The 23,680-nt window shown below is 34.5% G+C and carries 13 protein-coding genes; all 13 read right to left on the reverse strand.

Annotation, left to right across the window (positions count from 1 at the left end; genetic code table 11):
• Positions 1–6: 6 nt before the first annotated feature.
• Positions 7–1,149, reverse strand: coding sequence for an acyltransferase family protein (locus IHE43_RS15625; RefSeq protein WP_192184756.1), 1,143 nt, complete (start codon positions 1,147–1,149; stop codon positions 7–9).
• A 194-nt stretch (positions 1,150–1,343) separates the two neighbouring features.
• Positions 1,344–2,372 carry a hypothetical protein gene (locus tag IHE43_RS23680; RefSeq protein ID WP_225585143.1) on the reverse strand — a complete coding sequence of 343 codons (1,029 nt, stop codon included), beginning with the start codon at positions 2,370–2,372 and terminating at the stop codon, positions 1,344–1,346.
• Between the two features lie 7 nt (positions 2,373–2,379).
• On the reverse strand, positions 2,380–4,482 hold the full coding sequence (locus tag IHE43_RS15630; RefSeq protein WP_225585144.1) for a glycoside hydrolase family 2 TIM barrel-domain containing protein: 2,103 nt from the start codon (positions 4,480–4,482) through the stop codon (positions 2,380–2,382).
• Between the two features lie 61 nt (positions 4,483–4,543).
• Positions 4,544–5,416 (reverse strand): inositol oxygenase family protein, encoded by an 873-nt coding sequence (locus tag IHE43_RS15635; protein WP_192184757.1) that lies wholly within the window; start codon positions 5,414–5,416, stop codon positions 4,544–4,546.
• A gap of 495 nt (positions 5,417–5,911) precedes the next feature.
• Positions 5,912–9,952, reverse strand: a complete 4,041-nt coding sequence (locus IHE43_RS15640; protein WP_192184758.1) for a hybrid sensor histidine kinase/response regulator transcription factor — start codon at positions 9,950–9,952, stop codon at positions 5,912–5,914.
• A gap of 51 nt (positions 9,953–10,003) precedes the next feature.
• On the reverse strand, positions 10,004–11,830 hold the full coding sequence (locus IHE43_RS15645) for a metallophosphoesterase (RefSeq protein ID WP_192184759.1): 1,827 nt from the start codon (positions 11,828–11,830) through the stop codon (positions 10,004–10,006).
• 53 nt (positions 11,831–11,883) lie between these two features.
• A complete protein-coding gene (locus IHE43_RS15650; RefSeq protein WP_192184760.1) occupies positions 11,884–13,470 on the reverse strand; it encodes a glycoside hydrolase family 28 protein in 1,587 nt (528 codons plus the stop codon).
• 71 nt (positions 13,471–13,541) lie between these two features.
• Positions 13,542–14,393 carry a DUF4861 family protein gene (locus IHE43_RS15655; RefSeq protein WP_192184761.1) on the reverse strand — a complete coding sequence of 284 codons (852 nt, stop codon included), beginning with the start codon at positions 14,391–14,393 and terminating at the stop codon, positions 13,542–13,544.
• Between the two features lie 78 nt (positions 14,394–14,471).
• Positions 14,472–16,265, reverse strand: coding sequence for a hypothetical protein (locus IHE43_RS15660; RefSeq protein WP_192184762.1), 1,794 nt, complete (start codon positions 16,263–16,265; stop codon positions 14,472–14,474).
• Between the two features lie 113 nt (positions 16,266–16,378).
• Entirely contained in the window at positions 16,379–16,951 is a 573-nt protein-coding gene (locus tag IHE43_RS15665; protein WP_192184763.1) for a hypothetical protein, read from the reverse strand.
• 11 nt (positions 16,952–16,962) lie between these two features.
• Complete coding sequence (locus IHE43_RS15670; protein WP_192184764.1) at positions 16,963–19,236, reverse strand: GH92 family glycosyl hydrolase; 2,274 nt, start codon at positions 19,234–19,236, stop codon at positions 16,963–16,965.
• A gap of 202 nt (positions 19,237–19,438) precedes the next feature.
• Positions 19,439–21,751, reverse strand: coding sequence for a GH92 family glycosyl hydrolase (locus IHE43_RS15675; RefSeq protein ID WP_192184765.1), 2,313 nt, complete (start codon positions 21,749–21,751; stop codon positions 19,439–19,441).
• A gap of 305 nt (positions 21,752–22,056) precedes the next feature.
• Positions 22,057–23,670 carry a RagB/SusD family nutrient uptake outer membrane protein gene (locus tag IHE43_RS15680; protein WP_192184766.1) on the reverse strand — a complete coding sequence of 538 codons (1,614 nt, stop codon included), beginning with the start codon at positions 23,668–23,670 and terminating at the stop codon, positions 22,057–22,059.
• Positions 23,671–23,680: the final 10 nt, after the last annotated feature.

Below are 23,680 nucleotides of genomic sequence, written 5' to 3' on the forward strand. Positions count from 1 at the left end.
TTTTATTTAGACTTTCAAAAACCATTTTTTCTTATAGAGAAAATAAAGCAGCATGAGCTGCACTATCGTTACTGATAAAGTGGTAAAAACCGGTTGCCAGATGAGCGGCAGGAACTTTATAATTCCTCCAAAAACATATTCGGCGGTATGCTTAAAATCTACCAGCCCTTCAGCTGCCATATAAATCAAAATAGAATTTGAACCGATTAATAGTAATGGAAAGGCCCAATTTTGAAATCCTAAAAGATCGATAATCAGATAAAAAAAAGTAAAAAACAAAATACTAAATCCGCCTACAAAACATACAAACGAGCTCGTCCACAAATGTTTATTAATAGGAAAATCATAATCCCAAAGAATTCCTATACCTATTAAAACAAGTGCAGAAAGAATCAATATTGCCAGTTTTTTGCCTGCTGAAAAGTGATTTTTTGCTCTTAAAAAAGTGCCTAAAAATACACCGAGCAAAGCTGTGGCAATGGCTGGTATTGTCGAAAACAATCCTTCCGGATCATAAACCTTACTGTGTAATCTTCCCGGTAAAAACAAACGGTCTATATATGCTTCTAATGAACCTGCTTTAGTTAAAACACCTGCTCCAAAATCCGGAACGGGAACTAATTTCATAGCTAAATAATAGCCTGCCAAAATAGCCGCAAACCAAATAAGCTGTTGCTTCAGATTAAAATTTAAATAAATAAGCCCTGCAAAAAACCAGGCAAGTCCAATGCGGCCAAGTACACTGGCAAAACGGGTTTGGTCGAAACCATCAAACCTTAATAATCCGTTTACAACAAAACCCAGAAACAATAAAATGCAGGTTCGTCGTAACATCGATAAGTATATTTTTTGTTTTTCTTTTGATGGTAATTCATTTGGTGTTTTTACGCCTGCGATACTCAATTTTTTCTCAAAAGAATACGGCATTGAAATTCCTGCAACAAACAGAAAAACTGGAAATATCATATCATAAAACGTAATACCGTTCCACTCTGCATGGTGTAATTGAGACGACATCCAGATAAAAACAGGAATTGGCGCAGCCTTTGCCAGTGCATGTATAATATGTTCGCCGCTCATAATCCAAAACATGACAAACCCTCTTAGAACATCTAAAGAAATTAATCTGTTGTTTGTAGTGTTACTCATTTTTTAGTTTTCAGTTTATTAGTGTTCAGTCGCAGTTTTCAGTCTCAGTCTCAGTCTCAGTCTCAGTCTCAGTCACAGTCACAGTCACAGTTTTCAGTCACGGTTACAGTGCCAGTCGCAGTGTTCAGTCTCAGTGTTCAGTCTCAGTGTTTAGTAGTTACTGCAAACTGAACACTGAGACTGAGACTGTAAACTTATTTTATTGGTTTAATGATAAATCCGTAGCTGTATTCACTTTTTGTCAATACGTATTGCTCGTGCGGAGGTAATCCCCAGCTGTTGTCTCCTCCTACTCCCCGCTGTGTTAAATCAACACAAACCACCACTTCATTGCGAGGTGTAATATCACTGGAATGAATATTTTTTTTAGAAATTCCACCATCAAAATCACTCGGATAGTTATTCAAAGTGCTCATACCTAAAGGTTGTAACCCTTTTATTTCTAATCCATTTGCGCTATTATTTGAAAGTTTGAACCAGCGAATATCAGTTTTATATCCATTTTCCTGCGGGCGTGTGTAAGGCACATACTGATCTGCAACTTTACTTTCGTAAATTCCTTTCAATGATGCTGTATTTCTATCGGGATAATTTTCTAATGGTCCTCTTCCATAATAATCCAGGTTTTCATAGCTGTTTTTTAAAGAGAAAATCATTCCGAAACGAGGCATTTCTGGTACCGAATTACTCCCTTTTTTATAAGAAGCTTGTATTTCTAAAGCGTCATCATTTCCCAGCAAATATTTGATTGTATAATCAGAAGCAACATCATTCAGCCTTAATTTAGCAATCACATATTCTTTTCCATCTTCCTCCGTCTGCTGAATGCTTTCTAAAGTCGTGTTCTTACCTGCTGTTCTCCATACATTCGTTCTGATTTGCATTTTATTCCCAATATCATTATCAGTGGGTGCTCTCCAGAAATTGGGTTCCGGATATTGTTTAAAGTACTCCTCGCCTTTTAAACTGTAATAAGAAATTAATCCTGTTGACTTACTTATTTTCACAATAACATTATCCGAAGTCAATACAAACTGGTCTTTTTCATCCTGAATTTTAGCCGCATTTGCCTTTTTTGATTGTGCAAAATAGTCTCCATCATTAATTACAAACTGCTCTTTGGCAATTTCAAAATTCTGAGGCAATAACGCTGAACCTGTTTTAGTGTAAGCAAAAACATTCAACAAATATTCTGTTCCTTCTTTTGATTGTAATTTGGGCAAATCCAGTTTAAATTGTTTTTTTTGATTTTGGATTTAAAGCAACATCTATGTCGCCTTCTTTTATAATTTTTCCGTTTTCCAAAACCTGATATTTGAAATTGTACTGATTCAAATTGGTAAACCCAAAATCGTTTATGATTTCAATGACTCCATTTTTTACATCAACGGCTTCGAATAAAATATCCTGATATACTTTTTTTACTTCAAAGGCACCCGGATGCGGTGTTCTGTCGGCATAAACCAATCCGTTATGACAAAAATTTTCATCATTTGTGTAGTTTTGACTTCCCAAATCTCCTCCGTAAGCCCAATATTTGCGTCCAACTTCATCTTTCGCTTCAAACCCCTGATCTACCCAGTCCCAAATAAATCCACCCTGCATGTTTTTACTGCTGCGAATAATGTCCCAGTATTCCTGAAAATTACCGCTGCTGTTTCCCATGGCATGCGAATACTCACACATAATATACGGACGGGCAACTTCTTTACGGGCCGCATATTCTTTCATATAGGCAATTGTAGGATACATTGGGCAGACAATATCTGTATTTTCGTTTTCTTTAGCCTGTTCAAACTGAACCAATCGCGTATTATCTCTCTTTTTAATCCATTTGTAAGCTTCATGAAATACAGGTCCGTTGGCACTTTCATTACCTAATGACCAAAGAATTACCGATGGAGCATTTTTATCTCTTTCAACAAGACTATAAATTCTGTCCAGATGTGCTTCTCTCCATTCCGGAAGATGACCAGGATTAGTTTTTGGATTCATATAAATAAGAGGCTGTCCCTCTACTCCCATTCCGTGACTTTCAATATTGGCTTCATCAACCAGAAACAAACCATATTTATTACACAATTTTACCCATAAAACATTATTCGGATAATGACTGCAGCGAACCGAATTGATATTCAGCTGTTTCATCATCTTAATATCTTTCATCATGGTGGCTTCATCCTGAAAATGTCCCGTTACCGGATTATGTTCGTGAATATTCACGCCATGAACCATTAATCTGACTCCGTTTACCAGTAATTGTCCTCCTTTGAGTTCTACTTTTCTGAATCCGATTTGTGTCCCCACTGTTTCAATTATACTCCCTTTTTCATTTTTTAACGAAAGTACCAGTGTATATAAATGGGGCGTTTCGTTGCTCCATAATTTTGGACTGGATACATTTTGAGAAAAAGTAATTGTCTGCGTTTTATTGGCCTCAGAATCTACTTGCACTATTTTGGTGAAAATATTTTTACCTGAAGCATCTACCAATTTAGCTTCTATCTTTTTATTGTTGATTGCTGCAGAACTAAGATTTTTTAAAGTAATATCTACATTTAAGCTTCCGTTTTTGTAATTGGAATCTAAATCAGGTTTTGCAAAAAAATCTGCAATACGAATGTCATTAGTACTGTATAAATAAACATTTCTGTCAATTCCTGAAAGTCTCCAGAAATCCTGATCTTCAAGATAAGATCCATCACTCCATCGGTAAACTTCAACTGCCAAAGTATTATTTCCGGCTTTTAAATATTTCGTAATATCAAATTCTGCCGGACTTTTAGTGTTTTCAGTGTATCCTACTTTTTGTCCATTTACCCATATGTACATAGCCGATGTTCCGGCTTCAAAATGAAGAAATACATGACGATTATTCCAGTTCTCTGACAGAACAAAATCTTTTTTATAAGAACCGACAGGATTATCCCAATGATTAATAAAAGGCGGATTTTTTTCAAAAGGATACGTAATATTGGTATAAATTGGAATACCATAACCGTTTAATTCCCAGTTAGAAGGAACTTGCAATTCTTTCCAATGCAAAGTACTGAAATCCTGTTTATAGAAATCTTTCGGACGCTGATCCGGTGTGGGCGACCAGGAAAATTTCCATTTACCGTTTAAAGAAAAATACCAGGGTGAGTTTTCGTATTTATCGCTTATGGCTGAAGTTTCATCTGCATAAGGAAGAAATGCCGCTCGTGCGGGTTCTTTATTAATCTGAAATACTTCGGGATTTTCCCAATCGTTTCTGTCTTTATTTTCCTGTCCTAAAACAGTCGTAATTACAAAAAGAGTTAGTAAAAGTATGGTGGTTTTGATTTTCTGCATTTAGTTAGTAGTTTAATTCTCCAGATGCTGAAGAAGAAAAAGTTGAAATAAGGAAGTTTACTTAAAACTTCATTTTCTCCGGTAAATATTTAGCAACTAATTCTTTATAATAAGGCAACAATGCTTTAACATCTGGTTTAACCGGTGCCTTTGTATATAAGTCATATGGGTTAAATTTTCGAACCCAGTCAAACATTTCTATATCTTTTTCATTCATTAAATGTGCATAGGCATTTTCTTTGTGCTGTGAATAGAAAGAATGGTATCGAATCATATATAAGGCCGGATCCGGAAGATAATCTTTCATGATCTGATATAAATATTCATCATGTCCCCAACTCATTTTTACTTTATCCAGTCCGCAATTTTGAGTATAAACGCCTAATTTCGTATTGAATCTTTCATCTGTATAATCCGGATTTTCTTTGAAAAATTCAGGATATACAATTTTATCAGAATAGGAACATCCTACCGGAAAAGTATCTCCAACAACGGCCCATTGCGGTTCGCCAAACAAGCATAAAATTTTACCAAGATCATGTATAAAACCTGTTAGTACAAACCAGTCCGGGTGACCGTCTGCCCTAATGGCTTCTGAAGTTTGCAAAAGATGCTGTGTCTGGTCCAAATCAATATCCGGATCACTATCGTCTACAAGGGTATTTAAGAAATCAACAGCTTCCCAAATTGACATTTCTTTTTTATTGAACTGTAAAAATTCATCTTCTTTACTGCAAACAAAGTCATAAGTTTGATAGGTATGATTTATTCTATAAAACTCCTTAACGGTTTCCACTCTTTCTGAATCGACATAATTTCTAAACTCTTCTTTTTCTTTTACAGGTTCAGATGGGTCTGGATATCGTATTAACAAATCGTCTTCCCATTCATCCAGATTGTTCAGCGGATTGTCAGTGTCAATTGGTTTTTTCATAAGATTTAAATTAATTGTTACAAGACAAAAATAGAAGTATCAAGCAAAAACAAAATGGATTAATACATCAAAAACATGGATAGATTTTAAATTAATGTGATTTTTGTGATAAATAATTGTGAAAAAAAATCAGATTTGATTTTTTTAAATTCCAATAAAAAAATTCCAAATTCCAAATTACTATTGGGTTGGAATTTGGAATTTGAAAAATTGGAATTTGATTTCGCACTGCTGTGCGCCTCTACGATAAACCAATGGGGAAATCATTAAAAAAAAATCCAAAAAAGAAATTCCAAATTCCAATTACACTTTGAATTGGAATTTGGAATTTGAAAAATTGGAATTTGAAAAAATTTGGGATTTGATTTCACTTTGCGGAGACGCACTGCTGTGCGCCTCTACGAACCAATGGGGTAATTAAAAATAAATTCCAAAAAATAAATTCTAAATTCTTCTCGAGGTTGGAATTTGGAATTTAAAAAATTGGAATTTTATTTAATTAATCAGCTTGCTTGGAGGAAAACCAAACTGCTTTTTGAAACATCTGCTAAAATATAATGGATCATTAAAACCTACTAAGTTGGTCACTTCAGAAACGTTATATTTTTTGGTTTTTAAAAGCTCTGCTGATTTTTTTAAACGAATTGTTCTGATAAACTCGTTTGGAGCCAAATCAGTCAATTCCTTGATTTTCCTGTATAATTTAGACGAGCTAACGCCCAATTTATCACATAAAAATTCTGTTGACAAATCTTCTTCGCTCAGATTATCATTGATCAAAGCTGTAATTTTCTCCATAAACTCTTCATCGATCGGAGAATGGGTTAACAAACTTATTTTACTTTCTATTTCACCAGAGAACTTTACTTTCAATTCTAAACGTGATTTAATAATATTTTCAATAACTGTTTTTAGCAGTAACGGTTCAAAAGGTTTGACTAAATAACTATCGGCTCCCATGTCATATCCTTTTACTTTATCTGTATTTTCGGCAAGTGCAGTTAAAAGAACAACAGGAATATGACTGATAAATTCATCACTTTTTAATTGTCTGCAAAATTCTAATCCGTCCATAACCGGCATCATGACATCTGCAACACACAAAATTGGTTTTATTTGCCTGCATATTTTCAGGCCTTCCTCTCCATTTTCGGCATCGTAAACTTTATAGTAATCAGACAGATAATCGACTAAGTATTTTCTAAGTTCGATATTGTCTTCAATCACTAATATTTTTTCCTTTAAATCTGTATTCTGAATAATTTTTTTGGCTGCTTTTTCAGGAATGAGCATACTTAGATTATCATTTTTCAAAGCATATTCAAACACTTCTTTGGTATCATAAGAACTTCGCTGTATCGGAATTTCAACTCTAAAGGTACTGCCTTTGCCAGGTGTACTTTCTACCGTTATTATTCCTTTATGAATGGCTACAAGAGATTTTACCAATGATAGACCAATACCAGAACCTGTATTATTTGCTTTACTGTTGGAAGCCTGATAGAATCGTTTAAAGATTTTTTCCTGACTTTTTAAGGGAATTCCAATACCATCATCACTAACCTGTATAATCAGGAAATCTTCCGGACCTTCTTTAAGATTAATAAACAAATCTACATTTCCGTATTTATTGGTGAATTTCAAGGCATTAGACAACAGATTATAAAGAATCTTATCGTATTTATCGTTGTCGATCCAGCCGGTAATAGTATCAACTCCAGAAGTAAAATTTAATTTAATTTTCTTGTTGTAGGCTAACTCTTTATAAGAATCGAAAATATTTTTTGAATAGGCAAGAATGTCTGTTTTTGAAACTTTAAGTTTTAATTCTCCAGACTGTGCTTTTCTAAAATCGAGTACCTGATTGACCAGATTTAGCAATCTGCTTGCATTTTGATAAATTAGATTGTAACGGCTTTTTTCATATTCGGTTGCGTTGCTGTTATTCTCATCTAATAATTGTTTGGCAGGGCCCAAAATAAGTGTCAACGGCGTTCTTAGCTCATGCGAGATATTAGTAAAAAAACGTAATTTTTCATTATTGAGCTTGATGTCATGCTCTCTGTTTACTTTTTCTGTCAGCAGTTCTTGTTTTAGTCGGATGCGATTTTTTATTTCTTTTCTGATAAAATAAAAAATACAGGCTAATAGTAATATAAACAGTATAAATGATGTCGGAGTTAACCAAAAAGGAGGAAGAATTCTAATTTGGTATGATACTTCCTTACTCCAATTTCCATCACTGTTACACGATTTTATTTTAAAAACATATTTGCCCGGATACAGGTTGGTATACTGAACAATTCTGGAGTTACTGTTGGCGGTAATCCAATGTTTGTCAAAACCTTCGAGCATATATTGAAACTTATTTAGCTTTTCATTTACAAATGAAGGAGTCGAAAACTGAAGCGAAAAATTTCGGTTTTTATAATTGAGTTCTGCCTTTTTACCGTAATTAAAATCTTGTAACAGCGGAATTTGACCATTTATTTCCATGTTGGGAAATACCTCTTCATTCTGAATTTTAAATTCGGTTATAACAGGTTCCGGCGACCAATTATTTCTCTTCATTGCGTGTGGAGAAAAAGTAATAATACCGTTTTTACCACCCAGATAAATATTAGAATTATCAAAATTAAAAAAACCGCTTGAGCTAAAAACATCCAGTCTGTTACCACTGTTTACATGATAGATATTAATCTCTTTTAGATTAGCATTTACCCATGCAATACTATTGTTGTTTATGTTTAACCATAAATTTCCGTTAGTATCAGATAACATATCCGTAACCCATTTTCCGGAGAGTTCCTTAAAATGTGAGATTGTTTTAAAATTGTTTTTTGAAGGCTCATAAACGCATAGGCCATACCGCGTGGAAGCCCATATTTTTCCTTTTTTATCGATCATAACATCACTTACGTTATCATCGTATGGAGCGCCATTTTCTTTTTTGGAAAGAGACTTATAGGTTTCTATTTTTCCTGATGTATTGTTGTATCTCACTACACCTGTTTCTGTTGCAAACCAGATATTGTTTTTAGTGTCTTTTTCTATAGCATTAACCTGGAAACCAGGCAATAATTTACCTTTGGACGACTGAACTTCCAGTGTGTTAGTGTTAATAATAACAGCTCCTTCTCCAAAAGAGCCTACCATCATCGTTTGTGGTCCAATTTTACAAAAAGCAAATACTGCAGAGGATTCAAAGCCAAGGGAGATTTCTTTTGAAGAATTAGTTGCATAATTATATACCATCAGATTACCATTCCAAAGACCGCAATAAAAAATCTTTCCATCATCCGAATAAATACTGGCGATATCCTTGTCATTATTGTACAATGGCTTAAAACCTTTGGCATTAGATATAAAAAGTCCGCTATGACTGGTTGCGACAATTACTTTTTTGTCAAATGTTTTTGCAAAACCTCTTATACGCGGAGCTTGATTACCTATGTGATGGGATATGTCTTTATTGAGTGTAAACTGATTTTCATATGGATCAAATTTATCCAGTCCGTCTTCTGTTCCTATCCATAGTACTCCGGATGCGTCAAAATATAATGACGAAATTAAATTATCAACGATAGATGTATCTTCTGATAATATGGAATAATACCATTTGTAATTTCCTTTTTGAATATCTTCCAAATTCTTGCACACCAGTAATCCTCCTAAAGTACCCACCCAATACTTACCGTCCTGAGCTCGGGCAACTGACAAAAAATACGGACCTAAACTTCCTCTAATTTCCTTGTCTTCAATATATAAATTTACAAATTGATCGGTTTTTTTATCTAATTTATACAGCCCTTGACGCGTTCCTATAAAAATATCTGACTTGGCATCTTCATAAATAAAATTAACGTACGGATTCTTCGCATTAGAATTAGGAACAAGAAGCGTGTACTCATTAATTCTTACAATAGCACCTTTTGCATCCATGGCAATTTTTGCTACAGATCCATTTTCATAACTACCTATCCAGATATTTCCTTTTTTATCTTCAAAAATTTCTTTTACATAATCAAATCCCTTGATTGGAATCTTTTCAAATCGGTTTCCTTTCAAATAAAACAGGTAAACGCCCTTAGTTTTAGTACCTACCCAGACTCTTTTAAATTTATCAACATAAACGGATCGAATTTCTTCTTCCGGTAAACTATTAGGATCGTCTTTTTTGGAAAAAAAAGTGGTAAAAACCTGAGTGTCCAATTTAAAAAGTGTAAGGCCTTTTCTGGTTCCTATCCATAAATTATTAGAATCTTCATCCAATTCTAATGCGGTTATGTCATCATTATACAATTTATTCGTGCCTGGTGAATAACTCATATAATTTTTAAACTGATATCCATCAAAACGATTCAAACCTGAAAAAGTTCCAAACCACAAAAAACCTTTTTTATCCTGCACAATATGTCTTACCGAATTATGAGACAAACCATTATTGTCATTATAATGCGTAAATTTTATATTCTGCGAATGCGAATAATAAAATACGATTAAACAAAGAAAAATAATGTAAGGATTCTGTCTCATATAAAAAGTTATACTGCAATTTACAGTTTTATTAATAGTTAGTTATTACTCTTAAGGATTTATTCTATCAATTTTATTATTTCTTAAGTCAATTCTAAAATGATCTGCAGGCTCTCCTTTTATTGTTTTCAAAAATATTTTAGCCCATAAAACCAGCTTCTCATCGTTTGATTTTTCTAATGCCGCACATACAATTTCGTACTGTTTTAATCTGCTGCGCCCTATTTCAGGAATAGCTAATTCATCGGCATTTTTTAATCTGTAAAAATCAAAAATCATATCAAAACCGATCCAGGAATCAAGATCTTCTTTCGTTAGTCCATTTGATTTTAATGCGACATCAATTTCTGAAGTATTTTTATTGATATACGATAAATCCTTGCCGGAAAGATTTAGAATTGATGTTAAAAATGCAGCCGGAAAATCTTCAGGTAAAAACCGAAGACGTACCAGTTCTTTTAAATGCCATTCTGTAAACTCCTTATAATCTTTTGCCTTTAAAATCTCTTTGTTCCAAATGGCAGGACTTTTTACCTTTTGTAAATGAGCATATTCCTCTTCATAAAAAGCAAATAAACTATTAAATTTTGGAACAGTACCAACGACAACGGTTTCTACCTCGAAATCTGAATCAGAATGAATGGTCAAGATTTTATAAGCGGGCATATAAGCTGCCAACGATGGTGTCTGAATATTAAAAAGCGTATTGCCTTTTGGTGTGGTGCGCACTCCCGTATCGTTAATGTGCATATGGCCGCCAAAATGAATCTGAATACCTGCATCAGCAAATGTCCGGGCTATTTCTTCAACAGGAACTCTGGATAATTGCATTTTATCAGCTCCAAACAATTGTTTTAACTCTGGAGAGGCATCATCATTAAAATCAACCATGGGATAATGACTAAAGGCAATCAATATTTTTCCTTTTTGTCGGGCTTCTATAGCGACTTTTTTTACCCAGTCTATTAAATGACTTTTGTAAAGAAGCACATTATTATAACCAATACTGGCTCCCGAAAAATCATTTGGATTATCTGCCACACCTGACAGTTTTTTATTAGGAACATAAACATTTGCATCTATTGCCAACAGCCAGATTCCTTTGATGGGTTCAACTAAATAACTCGCATCAGGAAGTGATAAATTAGTGTTTTTAATGGTGTAAATCCTTTTTCCCAAAACAGATTCAGCCATCGCTTTTTCTAAAGTATAATTTTCATAAGTATAATTTGAAAAAGGAGTTTCCCAATAGAGATAATTCTTTTGTGGAAAAAATCCGAAAGCAGCCATTTCCTGCATGGTTTCTTTGTATCCCCAATTTTTTATATCGGCTGAAATAATAGGTTCTAATGCATTTTCTTCTTTCTTAAAATTGGTTCCGGAGCTACTGATAATTTGCTCTTTTCCGTCTTTTCCCAGAAAATCTGTTTTGATGGCTTCTTGTGCAAAAGGTTTGACAGCATCATGATTTCCTGTTGTTACAAAAAACGACATGCCTTTTTCTTTTGAATATTGATCCAGAATATTTCTTAACCCTCTAACATGAACTGGTTGTCCGTCATCGCTAAAATCACCGGGAAGCACGACTTGTTTAATTCCCTTTTTTGAAATATCATTCAGTGCTTCTAAAAAGGCAAAATAATTCTCGTTGAAAATTCTGGTCGAATGCAATTGCGCATTCATCGTTCTAATATTGGCATATTCACCCGTTACCGGATTTTTTATGCCTTGATAAGTATTGTCTTCAAATTTTGCAAAAATATCCTGCAAATGAACATCGGCTATAAAAGCAATCTGAACATCTTTTGTGACGACCTGTTTTGGTTTACAGGCATATAAAGAAAGTAACAGTGGTATTAAAACCGATATTCTTAACATATAACTTTATTTTTTAAATATTTTTCCTCTAAAGTTTTAAAAAAAGATAATCATTACTTGCTCTTAATTTCTATCTTTTGTCCTAATAATTGATCTTCTAATGTTGATGAAATTACATCCTTAAAGACAAGTTGTTTTTGCATTTCTTTAGGAATATCTATGGCTTCCAGTTTTAAGTTTTGAACATCATCAAATACAAATGCAGGCCTAAAGTCGGAATCATCCAATGTTAGTTTGATATTCTTCATGCTAATTCCGTTGACATGTCTCACATAAAAACCATAGGCCGGCAATTCTCCAAACATAGAAAATTCAGGATAATCCTTAACTGCTTCAGGGACTTGATTCAATCGGTTTAACGGAATATATGCCATTCCTTTTGAGGCTCTTCCCGGGTAATTTATTTCAATATTTTCCAGAACTACATTTTCAACAGTATAACCTTCCAAGCCAACAATTGAGGAGGGAAAAGGGTTATGAAAAAAATCAACTTCCGGACCTCTTAAGTCATAATTACTGTCCGGACGACCAAAAGGCACCTGAACTTTTATGTTTTTTATACTTACATTTTTTATGCTTCCGGGTTTATCCCCGCTTCGCTGTCCCAAACGTATAAAAATGGCATTTCCTGTATTGATGGCCTGAATATTTGAAACGTCAATATTTTCGATAAAACCGCCATCCACAGATTCTATGGCAATTGCAGATCGAAATGTGTCATAAACTTTAATATCTTTAATAATCACATTTTTAAATCCACCAACAGAGGCAGTTCCAAATTTTATGGCGCTGGCGCTGGACCTAATGGTACAATTTGCAATGTAAACACTATCATTATAATATCCGGAATAATATGATTTTAAACAAATTCCGTCATCTGCAGAATTTATGTCGCAATTGACAACCTTGACATTTTTGCAATCCGTAATATCTATTCCATCGTTGTTCCAATAAGAACGGTTCACTATGATCAGATTATCCAGCGTAAGATTCGTGCATAACTCAAAGGACAATCCCCAACAAGATGCTTCCCCTGCCTTTAACCCTTCGACTAAAACGGTATCGCATTGAGAAAAGCGAAACAATTTGGGTCTCATGGTTTCATTAGGCCTGTTCCTGCGAATGCTATATTTTGGATCTATGGAAACACCGGCATGATGAAGACTATCAATATTTAACGCCAGTTTTAAACCCTGACCGTCAATTGTTCCTTTTCCCTTAATTGCAATGTTATTTGCCTTATGTGCTAAAATTAAGGCCATCTGGGAGTTGTCATCCTTTTTTGGCGAAATGGGTCTTCCATCAAAAGCCATATTTAAATAATCTTTAGGATTTGTACTTCCCAATAAAACCGATTCTTCTTCAAAATATAAGGTTACGTTGCTTTTCAAAATAATACTTCCGGACAAGAAATTGCCTTTAGGAAAAACTACCCGGCCTCCTTTATTTTTAAAAGCAGCATCAATTGCTTTTTGAATAGCGATTGTATTAATCGTTTTTCCGTCTGCTTTTGAACCATAATCAGTAATTAAAAAGTCCTTTTGAGATTTGATTATTTTTTGTGACTGACATTTAAAACCAAATAAAAAAAGACTGACCAATAAGGTTGTAAAAAACAGTTTTAGTTTAATTTTTGACATTTTATTTTACAATTTTACAATTTCAAACAAAAATATATTAAACTAAAACTGCTCCTTAATTTCAGATAATCTTACTTTTTTATGTAAGCTTCTAATTTATCCAAAGTATTTAGTTCTTCTTCTCTTGCACTTGAAGATATGATTTTTGTTTCTAAATTTTTAGTTGGTTTTGAGATTAACAAATATTGTGTTCCATCATCCGTATTTTTTACATAATCTTTTGGATTATATAGTATTGCTGCTCCAATTCCGACAACTTCTGCTGCTACGTCTTCAGGATGTTTCCCCCATACAGCGATATAATTAGCACCTTTTTTAGTTTCAAAATCTTTAAAATAATTTACTCCGGTAACAAATTGTACTTTTTCTCCACTTAAAGAAACAGCTTCTACCTGTGCTTCTCTTTTTCCTGAAAATACGGTTACACGAACTAAGATATCTACTTTTTTTCCTTTGTAAGGAACACCTTTGGAAATCATTTCCATCCATGAAGTGGTATCTGTTTTTCCAACACGCGCCAAACGATTCGTTACAGGATTCAAGGGAACTACTTTTTCTCCGTCCCAAAGTTTTACACCACCTAAACCTACAGTTGATGCCACTTTATAATAATCTGCTCCCCAACCTTCTTTTTGTTGTTCTGCCGTAGGGTACCAATTCGCTTTTTTCAATTCTAAGCCTGGTTTTGCTTTTGAATAAACGTCGATAGCCACTTTATCACTAAAATAGATTCGCAATGCCATCCATTCGTTCTCAATTGCAGGTCCGTGATGCCCAATTGTTTTGTATAAATCTCCTGTTTCTGAGCCAATATCTGTCAGATAAGTAATTTTATCAGACTTCATATACAAACTTGTATCCGTATTATTTTGTGCCAGACAGGTAAAACAAAACAGCAAAGAGGCGATAAATGATAATTTCATAATTTACGGTATTAATAGTTTAAGTTTAATTTCCGTAAATTTAAACTAACCTTTTAACAATACACAAAAATTTTATCATTAAGATATCGTCATTTTGTGATGAAATGGTGTAAATCCTGTTATATAAACATGTTCTCCGCTTGTTCGCAGACTTCCCTGATGATAGGTATATTCTTCACTATCGAGATTTTCTACATTAAAATGTTCGCATTTTCCGGGACCAAATTGTATGCTATCGCCTGCAGCAGCTAGTTCTCCAAATCCGGATTTTAGGAAGTAATTCTTTTTATCGTCTTGTACTGTTCCGGTAATAGTACTTCCTTCATTAAAGCACATTTCGATAGTCACCTCAACATTTGGAGGGCCATCCACTTTAAAATCTAAACTTAATGCTCCATTTTCTTCCGTGATTTCTATACTTGTTTTCAGCTTTTTAACATTGCTCTTTGTTCTTGAACCAAATTCCATTTTGTTCCAAAATCTTGTATCCGGCGATTCAGATAATGTATAATCTCCATCGGCTTTGCGAAATTTTTCTGCTAAAGGCTGGTAATAATCTGCTTCTTTTGTTTCTGTCAAAATATATTTATTTCCTTCTTTAACGATCCCTTCACTACTAAAATATCCCATTCTAAAAAAAGAAGTAGACAAGCGCATGTATTTCAATATGGCATTTCCTTTTCTGTAAGTTAGAAAATTAGGATTTGAAGATCTTCCGGAAACAATCTGTACTGGCTGGTCATTACCGCCAAAAAGGGTTACAGAAGTTTTGCCCCGTTTAATTCTTGCCAGATTTGAAATTGCAAAAAACTTTTCGAAATCATTTATCCCTTTTCCTTCAACAGGAATTGGCTTTCTTAGGGTACTGCTTTCCATAAAAAAACCCAATGAATCTGATAAAATATCATTACTAAATTCCGGCAGATTTTCAATAGTATTTACCATGTAGGCAAACATGGAATTATTGGTATAAATCGCCATAAACCTGTACTGAAGATAAAACTTAGTCACTTTTAGATTCATGAACTGATCTTGTCTTCTGGAATCCAGTGTAATTAAATCACCGTTTGGTTCTGTGTGATAAAAATAGGCAGTTAGGTTTTTAGAGACAATATCAAGCAATTTTGGCCTGTTTAATAGTCGGCCAACTGTAATTAAAGCTTTATCAATTACGGCAGAATAAATACCGCTTCTTTCAGAATAATGTCCGTCTTCGTTACAATCAATACCTTCTGCCAGCCATTCATCAATTCTTTTTACGTAAGCCGGATCGGGATACAGATCGTTTATGCTGGCCAAAGCAGCGCAAACCACCCATCTGTGATTTGGAGTGTGTACACCGCCTGTTACCATGGCTTTGCCGGCATTTAAAATGAACTTTTTCAGTTTATCTCTTAATACTGCTGTATCTGTTTTTTTATCTGCATTTAAAATTGCTGTTGCCGGGCAAATATATTCCAGTATAAAAGCTGTGTCAGGAGGTGATTGTCTGTTGCCGCCTGCATCTAATGTACCGTCTCCATATTGTTCCTTAAGCAGAATATCTGTGAATTGGTTCAGTCTTTCTGTTACATTTTTAGATTTATAATATTCTGATCCGGAATTACATACCGAAGCCGTTAAAACTAAAATATTATTTGCTATGAACCGAAAACTACTGCGTTTTATATTGGAATCTAAAGGATTATTCAATATCGTTTTAACTTTAGCATCATTACTTAAAATGAGCTTTTTCATCAATTGAATATCTTCCTGTGAAGTAGTATTGTTTACTAACAGATCATTTGCAAAAATAACATCACTAACTAATGCTCCCGCTAATGTCAGTCCGGATAATCTGATAAATTCGCCACGGCTGATTTGATTTTTCATACTGTATCTTTTATTCAATCTAACCTAGATCTACATTCAAAACTTTTGAAATTCAACAAAAACCTGACAGATTTTAAAAACCCGTCAGGCCAATCAGAAAACTAACAAAATATTTATTTTTCTCCTTCCACAATTTTTACTAATGTGAAATTTATTCCTAATGGATTTTTGGTTATTTTACAGATTAAAGGATAAGTAGGATTTTTTACGATCCACATTTCTGTTTCATCAATTTGGGCGACTACGTGCAGGGTATCCAGTAATTTTCCTTCCAGATCAACCTTGTTTGTAGTGGTATTTTCATCTAATACATAAGTTGTATTATTATAAATAAACTTCTTGTTTTTTAATAAATCCTGATAAGCCGACTGTGAAATCATAAAAAAAGTTTCTGTAGGTTTCAGGTTCAAAATGGGTGCATATTCTCCCTGGTTAAAACTTAACTCATTTCCATTTTTCAATCCTTCAGCTGTGGTTACAATACTGCTTTTTACACCTCTGGTATCTAAATCTAAAACAAGTTTATCCGTCGCTATTTTTGTGGTCAGCGTTAAAGTTCTGGTTTGACCATGCAGTTTACAGATATAATGTAATACGGTATTGTTTTTAATGGATGGAATATAGTTTTGTGCTATTCCTACCTGATACATTGCACACAAAATAAGAGTTAAAATTGTATTTTTCATCTGCTTCTTATTTATTTTGTTGGTGGTAAAATAGTTGTTCCCCAAGCCGAAGGTTTTGAATCCATTTCGAAAATCAATTCGCCACCTTTAGCAATATCATCGTGTAAAATCCAGGCTTTGTTATACGGTTTTCCATCTAACAAAGCCGATTTGATATATTTATTTTTATCACTCATTTTTTTCGCCGTGATCTTAAAATGCTTCCCGTTCTCTAACTGTATGGTCGTTTCCGTGATTAATGGTGTATTCAATAAATAATACGGCTGACCGGCATTAGGATACAATCCCATCATATGAAACGCCAGCCACGAAGACATCGCACCAGAATCATCATTACCTGGAAGACCTTCGTGCGAAGTATTGAAATTCTCTTTTATAATAGTTCGAATTCTGTCGCTGCTTAAATAAGGTTTCCCAATCCAGTGATACAAACAAGGTGTTAAAAAGGATGGCTCGTTTGCTACATTATACAACTTAGTATCAAAAAAAGTGTCCAGTCTGGTTTTAAAAGCAGCTTCACCTCCTGATTTGCGAACAAGTTCAGGAACATCATGCGGAATACTTAAAGAATATTCCCAGGAATTTCCTTCGTAAAAAAACACGCACCAATGGCATACATACCAGGGAGATTCAATAATAACCGGTGTATATTTGAATGTCGGTTTCTGAATTTTTGATTCCCCAAAAACCACATCATCCAGCCATTTTCCAGAGGCATCTTTTGGCATGATAAATCCGGTAGAGCCATTATTTTGATAATCTGAACGCCATAAATTTTGCCAGCTGTCTGCTTGTTTTATGTATTGGTTATAAAGATCCGGATGGTTCAAACCTTTGGCTACAGTTGCAATATTATAATCGTTATACGAATAATCAATGGTTCTGTTTCCGGCACGATCAATTCCATAAGGAACATACCCTAATCGCAGATAGTCCATTAATCCGCCTCTGCCCTCTTTTTCTTCGTTTCCTCCGGGTGGCACGGTGGCATCTTTAAGCATGGCCTGCAAAGCCAATTCATAATCTATTCCTTTTAGATTTTTCACAAAAGCATCAGCAAGCACAACAGAAGCATTAGAACCTCCTTGTGTGCGTCCGTTATCATTACCGCTTCTTCCTTCCGGCAAATAACCTTCACGTTTGTATATATTTAATAAAGCATTGACAATTTCGACCTGACGTTGAGAATCTATTAAAGTGATAAGTGGACTGGAACTCCTGAAAGTATCCCAAATACAATAAAAATCATCATAATAGGGTTCGTCGTTAGTCCATAACGGATTTTCTCCTGTTCTGTCGACAGGCATAATCATGGTATGATACAAACCTGTGTAGAACATCTTTTTATAGGAATCAGAGGTATCTTCTGAAAGTTTAATGCGGCTTAATAATTGTTCCCATTTTGTTTCTAATTCCACTAAAACGGTATTAAAGTTCCAATGTGGAATTTCTACTTCGATATTGTTTTTTGCTTTTAATTCACTTAAAAAAGAGATTCCAATTTTAATATTTACTTCCTGTTTTCCATCTTTACCAAACGAAAGCAGTGCTGCCGTTTTTTTTCCGGAATCAAACTGAGCTTTTTGATTGCTGTAAAATTTTCCATCTTTCCACGTTACATATTTTGCAATTGGCTGATCAAAAACAGCCCAAAAATAAACGGTATAAGCACGTCCGTTGTTCCATCCGCCCCTTATTCTGCTATAGCCGCGAACTTCAGTATCTGAAACAATTTCTATTTGAGAACCAACAAATTGCTGCTCTTCTCTTCCGTCTGGTTTTGGTCCTTCTCCCAGGAAAAAACCGGGATCAATTTTTAGATCTTTAGAGGTATTTTTAGGATAGGTAATACGGTAAAAGGCTGCCTTTTCTGCAGTTGTTATTTCGGTTTTAATATTATTCCCTTTGAAAACAGTTTCATAATATCCAAGCTTTACATTTTCCTCTGCCCTGTACGAAGTCTGATCTAATTTATCCAAAGTTCCGGAAAAAGGCATGATCTGAATATTTCCGTATTTAGGGCCTCCACCGGTACCACTAACATGAACCTGACTAAATCCTGTAACTTCTTTTGGTAATGGCAGCCAGCCGCTATTTGGGCTTACGGTACAATCCGGACTTGGCTTTACCATCCCATAAGGGCACGAAGGGCCAATAAAAACCCTTCCAACTCCTTCTGATCCTATCATGGGATCTACATATTGATGAAGCTGACTTTGAGCATTATTTTTAATGGCAAATAATGCTATTCCTAAAAAAATGAGAGCCTTACTATTTATTTTCATTTCTTATTTTATTATTTAGCAGGTATTTTACATCGTAGCAGAACATAGATTTAAAAAATTAAGGCGTTTCTTGGCAAATCAAAATTTTTATGCATATTCCTAAGTAATCAATTTTGAGTGAAACGCCTTTTTGCAATTACTAGCTATATTTCTATGTATTAAAAATTACACAATTAGATATGCTATTTTAAATTCTAACACATTAGTACTTTGGTGTATTTGACATTTCTAAAATTAATTCTCCACCACCTGTAATCTCCTGATGAGAAATATTGAAATCCTTAACAGGTATATTATTGAATTTTAATCCATTAATATAAATAGTATCCCCATTATTATTTTTGGTATTAATAATGAACTTTTTACCTTTATAATAATCTGGATTTAACTGAATTGAGACTTTACTAAACAACGGACTTCCTATTTGATATTGCGGATTTTGATCTGTACCACCATTCATTTGAAACAAACCAATTTTAAGCAGGACATTCAGGCTTCCCATTAATCCCTGATCCTCATCTCCATTGTAACCTGTGTTTGGGGCTAATCCGCTAAAAGTTTCTTTTACTACATTTCTCGTCCAATATTGTGTTAAATCTGGTCTTCCTAAGAAATTAAAAATAAAGGAAGTTTGTATCGAAGGCTGATTTCCAAAATTGATCGGAATACGGCTGAATTCAGGATGCAGTTCAGCATCATGCGATGTACCCGAAGTAAATTTTAGTTTTTGGGCCGTTTCAAATTGTGCATTTAATTTTGCTGTGGCTTTTTCTTTTCCTCCCATCAAATCTACTAATCCATCAATATCATGAGGCACAAACCATGTCGATTGTGCTCCATTCGATTCTATAAATCCATTTTCATATTTATACGGATCAAAATTTTCAAGCCATTTTCCACTAGCATTTTTAGGACGCATCCAGCCCAGTGTTTTGTCAAAAATATTTTGATAATTTTTAGATCGGGCTATAAAATAATTATAATCTTCCTGATGATTTAACTTTTTAGCCAACTGCGCCAAAGTCCAATCCTGATAGGCATACTCTAAGGTTTGGCTGGCTCCGTCCTGATGACTTCCAAATTCACCTTCAGGAATTGGATAAGGAACAAAACCATTATCTATATAATATTTTAATCCGCCTCCGCTGTCTGAATTATGTTCGTATCCTGCCTTTCCCATAATACCATTTAGCATATGGTTCTTTTTGACTGCTGTGTAAATCGTTTCTAAATCTTCTGTTATGATTCCTTTTTGAATAGCACTTATAATGAAAGGTGTAGTCGAAGCCCCGGTCATCACAAAAGTATCATTACCTCCGGAAGGACCACGCGGAATCATTCCACCATCTTTATAATACTGCATTAAAGACTGTACAAAATCACCCATAATTTCAGGATAAACAAGTCCCCAAAGCGTGTTGATTGTCCATTGCGCACCCCAAAATGAATCTGAATTGTATTGATTAAATTTAGGTTTTCCGTCTGCGTTTAGTGGCAGCTGTCCTATTCTGAATTTTTCTCCGGTATTATCAGGATATGCACCATTTGCATCACTAATCATTTTTCTGCCCTGCAAAGCATGCCAAAGATCGGTGTAAAAACGTCTTTGATCTGTTTCTGTTCCGCCTTCAACTTCAATTCTTCCCAGCAGATTATTCCATTCGTTTTTTGATTCTGTTATTATTTTATCAAAATCCCAATGTGGTAATTCATCCTGAATATTAAGTGTAGCATTTTCGACGGAGGTATACGAAATACCCACCTTCATTAATACCTTTTTATCAAATTGGCCTAAATTAACCAGATAATTGTTTGTTGTATTATCATGTTCTATTGAAGCAATTGGCGCATTAAGCTTAATTTTAAAAAAGACGGTCAAAGGTTTGGGACGTCTAAAATTAGTGCTTAATATTAATGATCCTGAGAGTTCGTAATCGTTATTTTTTTCTAATACTCCATTGGTATTGTCACAAGGCCCTAAGATTGTATTTAAATTAAAAAGAATGGCTTTTTGAGCATTAGCCGGAAAAGTATACCTATGAAAACCTACTCTTTTTGTGCTCGTCAATTCTGTTTTAATTTGATATCTTTCTAGTATAAGTGAGTGATAACCCGGAGTTATTATTTCAGTTTGATGATTGAATTTAGAATAAAAATGGTTAAAAATATCTTTTTTATTTTCCTGTGAAATAGTTACAGGCATTAGAGATACGCCTGACATCTGCCATTCATGAATGTGGCTGAAACCTTTTACTGTATCTGTTGTATATTTATATCCACCTCCCCAATCGCCGTTGATTTCTGTATCCGGACTTAAATTGACCATACCAAACGGACGGCTTGCCGATGAAAAGAAAAACCATCGTGAATTTTCAGTATCAAGTTGCGGATAAACCATATCTACAAATGATTTCTTTTTTACAGAAATATTTTTTTCGGTTTTACAGGACACTAAAAAAATAAGAAAAAAACTTATTCCGATACGGCTAATTTTATAAATTTTATCCAGTTTCATTTATTCTATTTGTATTGAGGGCTGCCTATTTCTTTATGATAAATTCCAGTATATTTTAATCGGAATTGATATCTGTATTCAAAATCAATTTAATATGAATGTTGCAAAGCTTAATTTCCCGACATTCTTAACTTCATTAATTAAGCTTTGTCATACATTCAAAAAACAAAAAGTAAAGTATTGTAAGGTCCCTTTCAAAAATGAGTTGGAAGGAATGCCTTTTAAGAAAAACAAGGAGAAGAATTTTTAAATCTTCTTCCCCTTTGTAAAGTGGAAACTTATTTTAATCTATACTTTGATTTAACCTAGTACCCATCATTTTGAGTTAGTGCCGGATTTAAAACCAAAGCATTTGTTGGAATTGGGAAAGTACGACGATAAGTATCGGCATTTGTTTTGAATCCCCATTTGCCTTCGAATTTACCAAATCGAATCATATCGTTTCTATGCCATGCTTCATGAACAAATTCACGAGATCTTTCTTTATAAAGTTCTTCTAAGGTTACACCGCTCCAGGCAGCAGAAGTAGAACGATTAGAACGAACCATGTTTACTAATGCAAGAGGAGATTGTCCTAAAGTCGAAGCGCCTCCGCGAAGAATTGCTTCTGCTTTCATCAGCAGAACATCTGAATAACGTAAATAAGGTACATCGTTATTTTGATTACGGCTTGTTGAAGTAGCATCAGGATAAAATTTGATATTTCTGTATCCCATGTTCCAGGCAATTTCATCATTACCACAGTCAAATAAATTAACATTCTGACGAAGCACGATATCTGGCGTTAAATTTACCTGATACGTATAGGCAGCTCCACCATCTGCTCCGGTATAAAACTGATCATATCCTTTTTTGGTTGTGCTTACCCTTACCGGAGTAACACCATCATTCATAAATTGTAAACCTGTCAGCCATTGTCTGTTACGAATATCGTTTGGATCGTCAAAATAAGCGTAAAATTCAGGCAAGGTACTTCTTGGAGCACTAGGCGTAAAAGCAAGACCAAACTTGGCTCTTTCAGAACGCGGAACATCATAACGTGAATGATACATCTGACCATTAAATCCTACTGTTGCTGCTGTAGGATCGTAAGGAACTGCAAAAATAAACTCTTTCATTTGCGGTCCGTTATTCGGATAAAACATTTGAAGATAAGTAGTTCTTGGCTCAATAGCATATAAACCTGAACTAATAACTCCGTCACAGGCTGCGATACAATCATTGTAACGAGGTGTTCCTGTATATATTTCTGCATTTAAATACAATTTAGCAAGCAATGCGTTTGCTGTTTGTTTATTTGGCCTGCCATAAGTTGTAATTCCAGCTGCCGGATTTAAATTAGGCAGGGCTTTCTTCAATTCTTTTTCAACAAAATTAAAAACGTCTTTTCTGTCCGATTTAGCATGAGCAGAAAAATCCCCGTAAACGGTATCTAAAGGTACATTTCCGTAGTTGTCCAACATAATGAAATACGAGATGGCACGCATCGTTTTTAACTCCGCAATCATAGTCGCTTTTTCAGCACCAACAGGCATTGTTTTATCTAAAATAGAAATAGCCTGATTGCTGGTTCCTATCACCTTTGACGACCAGTCCCAAAGACTTGAAACATTCCCGTTATCTGGTGTCCAGTCATGGTAATGCATCATTCTATACCCTTGATTATCGTACCAGTTACCTCCTCTTGCCGGCATTATTGATTCATCTGTACTTAATGATTGTGTAAACCAGTAAGAAAATGAAAATTCACCTCGAAAAGCGGCATATACCGGACCTGCTGTTTGTATATATTGTGTTGAATTCTGAGGAAATACATCTGGTGTAAGCTGCGTTGTAATAGGCACATCAAGATCCTCACAAGACCATAATAAACCAACCATCAATATTGGAAGTCCTAAATAGTTTAATATATTTTTCATAATTTTTTAG

Source organism: Flavobacterium sp. MDT1-60 (assembly GCF_014844035.1).
Taxonomy (GTDB): domain Bacteria; phylum Bacteroidota; class Bacteroidia; order Flavobacteriales; family Flavobacteriaceae; genus Flavobacterium.

What these genes read in the sequence shown, in the direction of transcription:
- IHE43_RS15625 (WP_192184756.1), bottom strand. Translation starts at nt 1,149, where the DNA reads ATGAGTAACACTACAAACAACAGATTAATTTCTTTAGATGTTCTAAGA.
- IHE43_RS15630 (WP_225585144.1), bottom strand. Translation starts at nt 4,482, where the DNA reads ATGCAGAAAATCAAAACCACCATACTTTTACTAACTCTTTTTGTAATT.
- IHE43_RS15635 (WP_192184757.1), bottom strand. Translation starts at nt 5,416, where the DNA reads ATGAAAAAACCAATTGACACTGACAATCCGCTGAACAATCTGGATGAA.
- IHE43_RS15640 (WP_192184758.1), bottom strand. Translation starts at nt 9,952, where the DNA reads ATGAGACAGAATCCTTACATTATTTTTCTTTGTTTAATCGTATTTTAT.
- IHE43_RS15645 (WP_192184759.1), bottom strand. Translation starts at nt 11,830, where the DNA reads ATGTTAAGAATATCGGTTTTAATACCACTGTTACTTTCTTTATATGCC.
- IHE43_RS15650 (WP_192184760.1), bottom strand. Translation starts at nt 13,470, where the DNA reads ATGTCAAAAATTAAACTAAAACTGTTTTTTACAACCTTATTGGTCAGT.
- IHE43_RS15655 (WP_192184761.1), bottom strand. Translation starts at nt 14,393, where the DNA reads ATGAAATTATCATTTATCGCCTCTTTGCTGTTTTGTTTTACCTGTCTG.
- IHE43_RS15660 (WP_192184762.1), bottom strand. Translation starts at nt 16,265, where the DNA reads ATGAAAAATCAAATCAGCCGTGGCGAATTTATCAGATTATCCGGACTG.
- IHE43_RS15665 (WP_192184763.1), bottom strand. Translation starts at nt 16,951, where the DNA reads ATGAAAAATACAATTTTAACTCTTATTTTGTGTGCAATGTATCAGGTA.
- IHE43_RS15670 (WP_192184764.1), bottom strand. Translation starts at nt 19,236, where the DNA reads ATGAAAATAAATAGTAAGGCTCTCATTTTTTTAGGAATAGCATTATTT.
- IHE43_RS15675 (WP_192184765.1), bottom strand. Translation starts at nt 21,751, where the DNA reads ATGAAACTGGATAAAATTTATAAAATTAGCCGTATCGGAATAAGTTTT.
- IHE43_RS15680 (WP_192184766.1), bottom strand. Translation starts at nt 23,670, where the DNA reads ATGAAAAATATATTAAACTATTTAGGACTTCCAATATTGATGGTTGGT.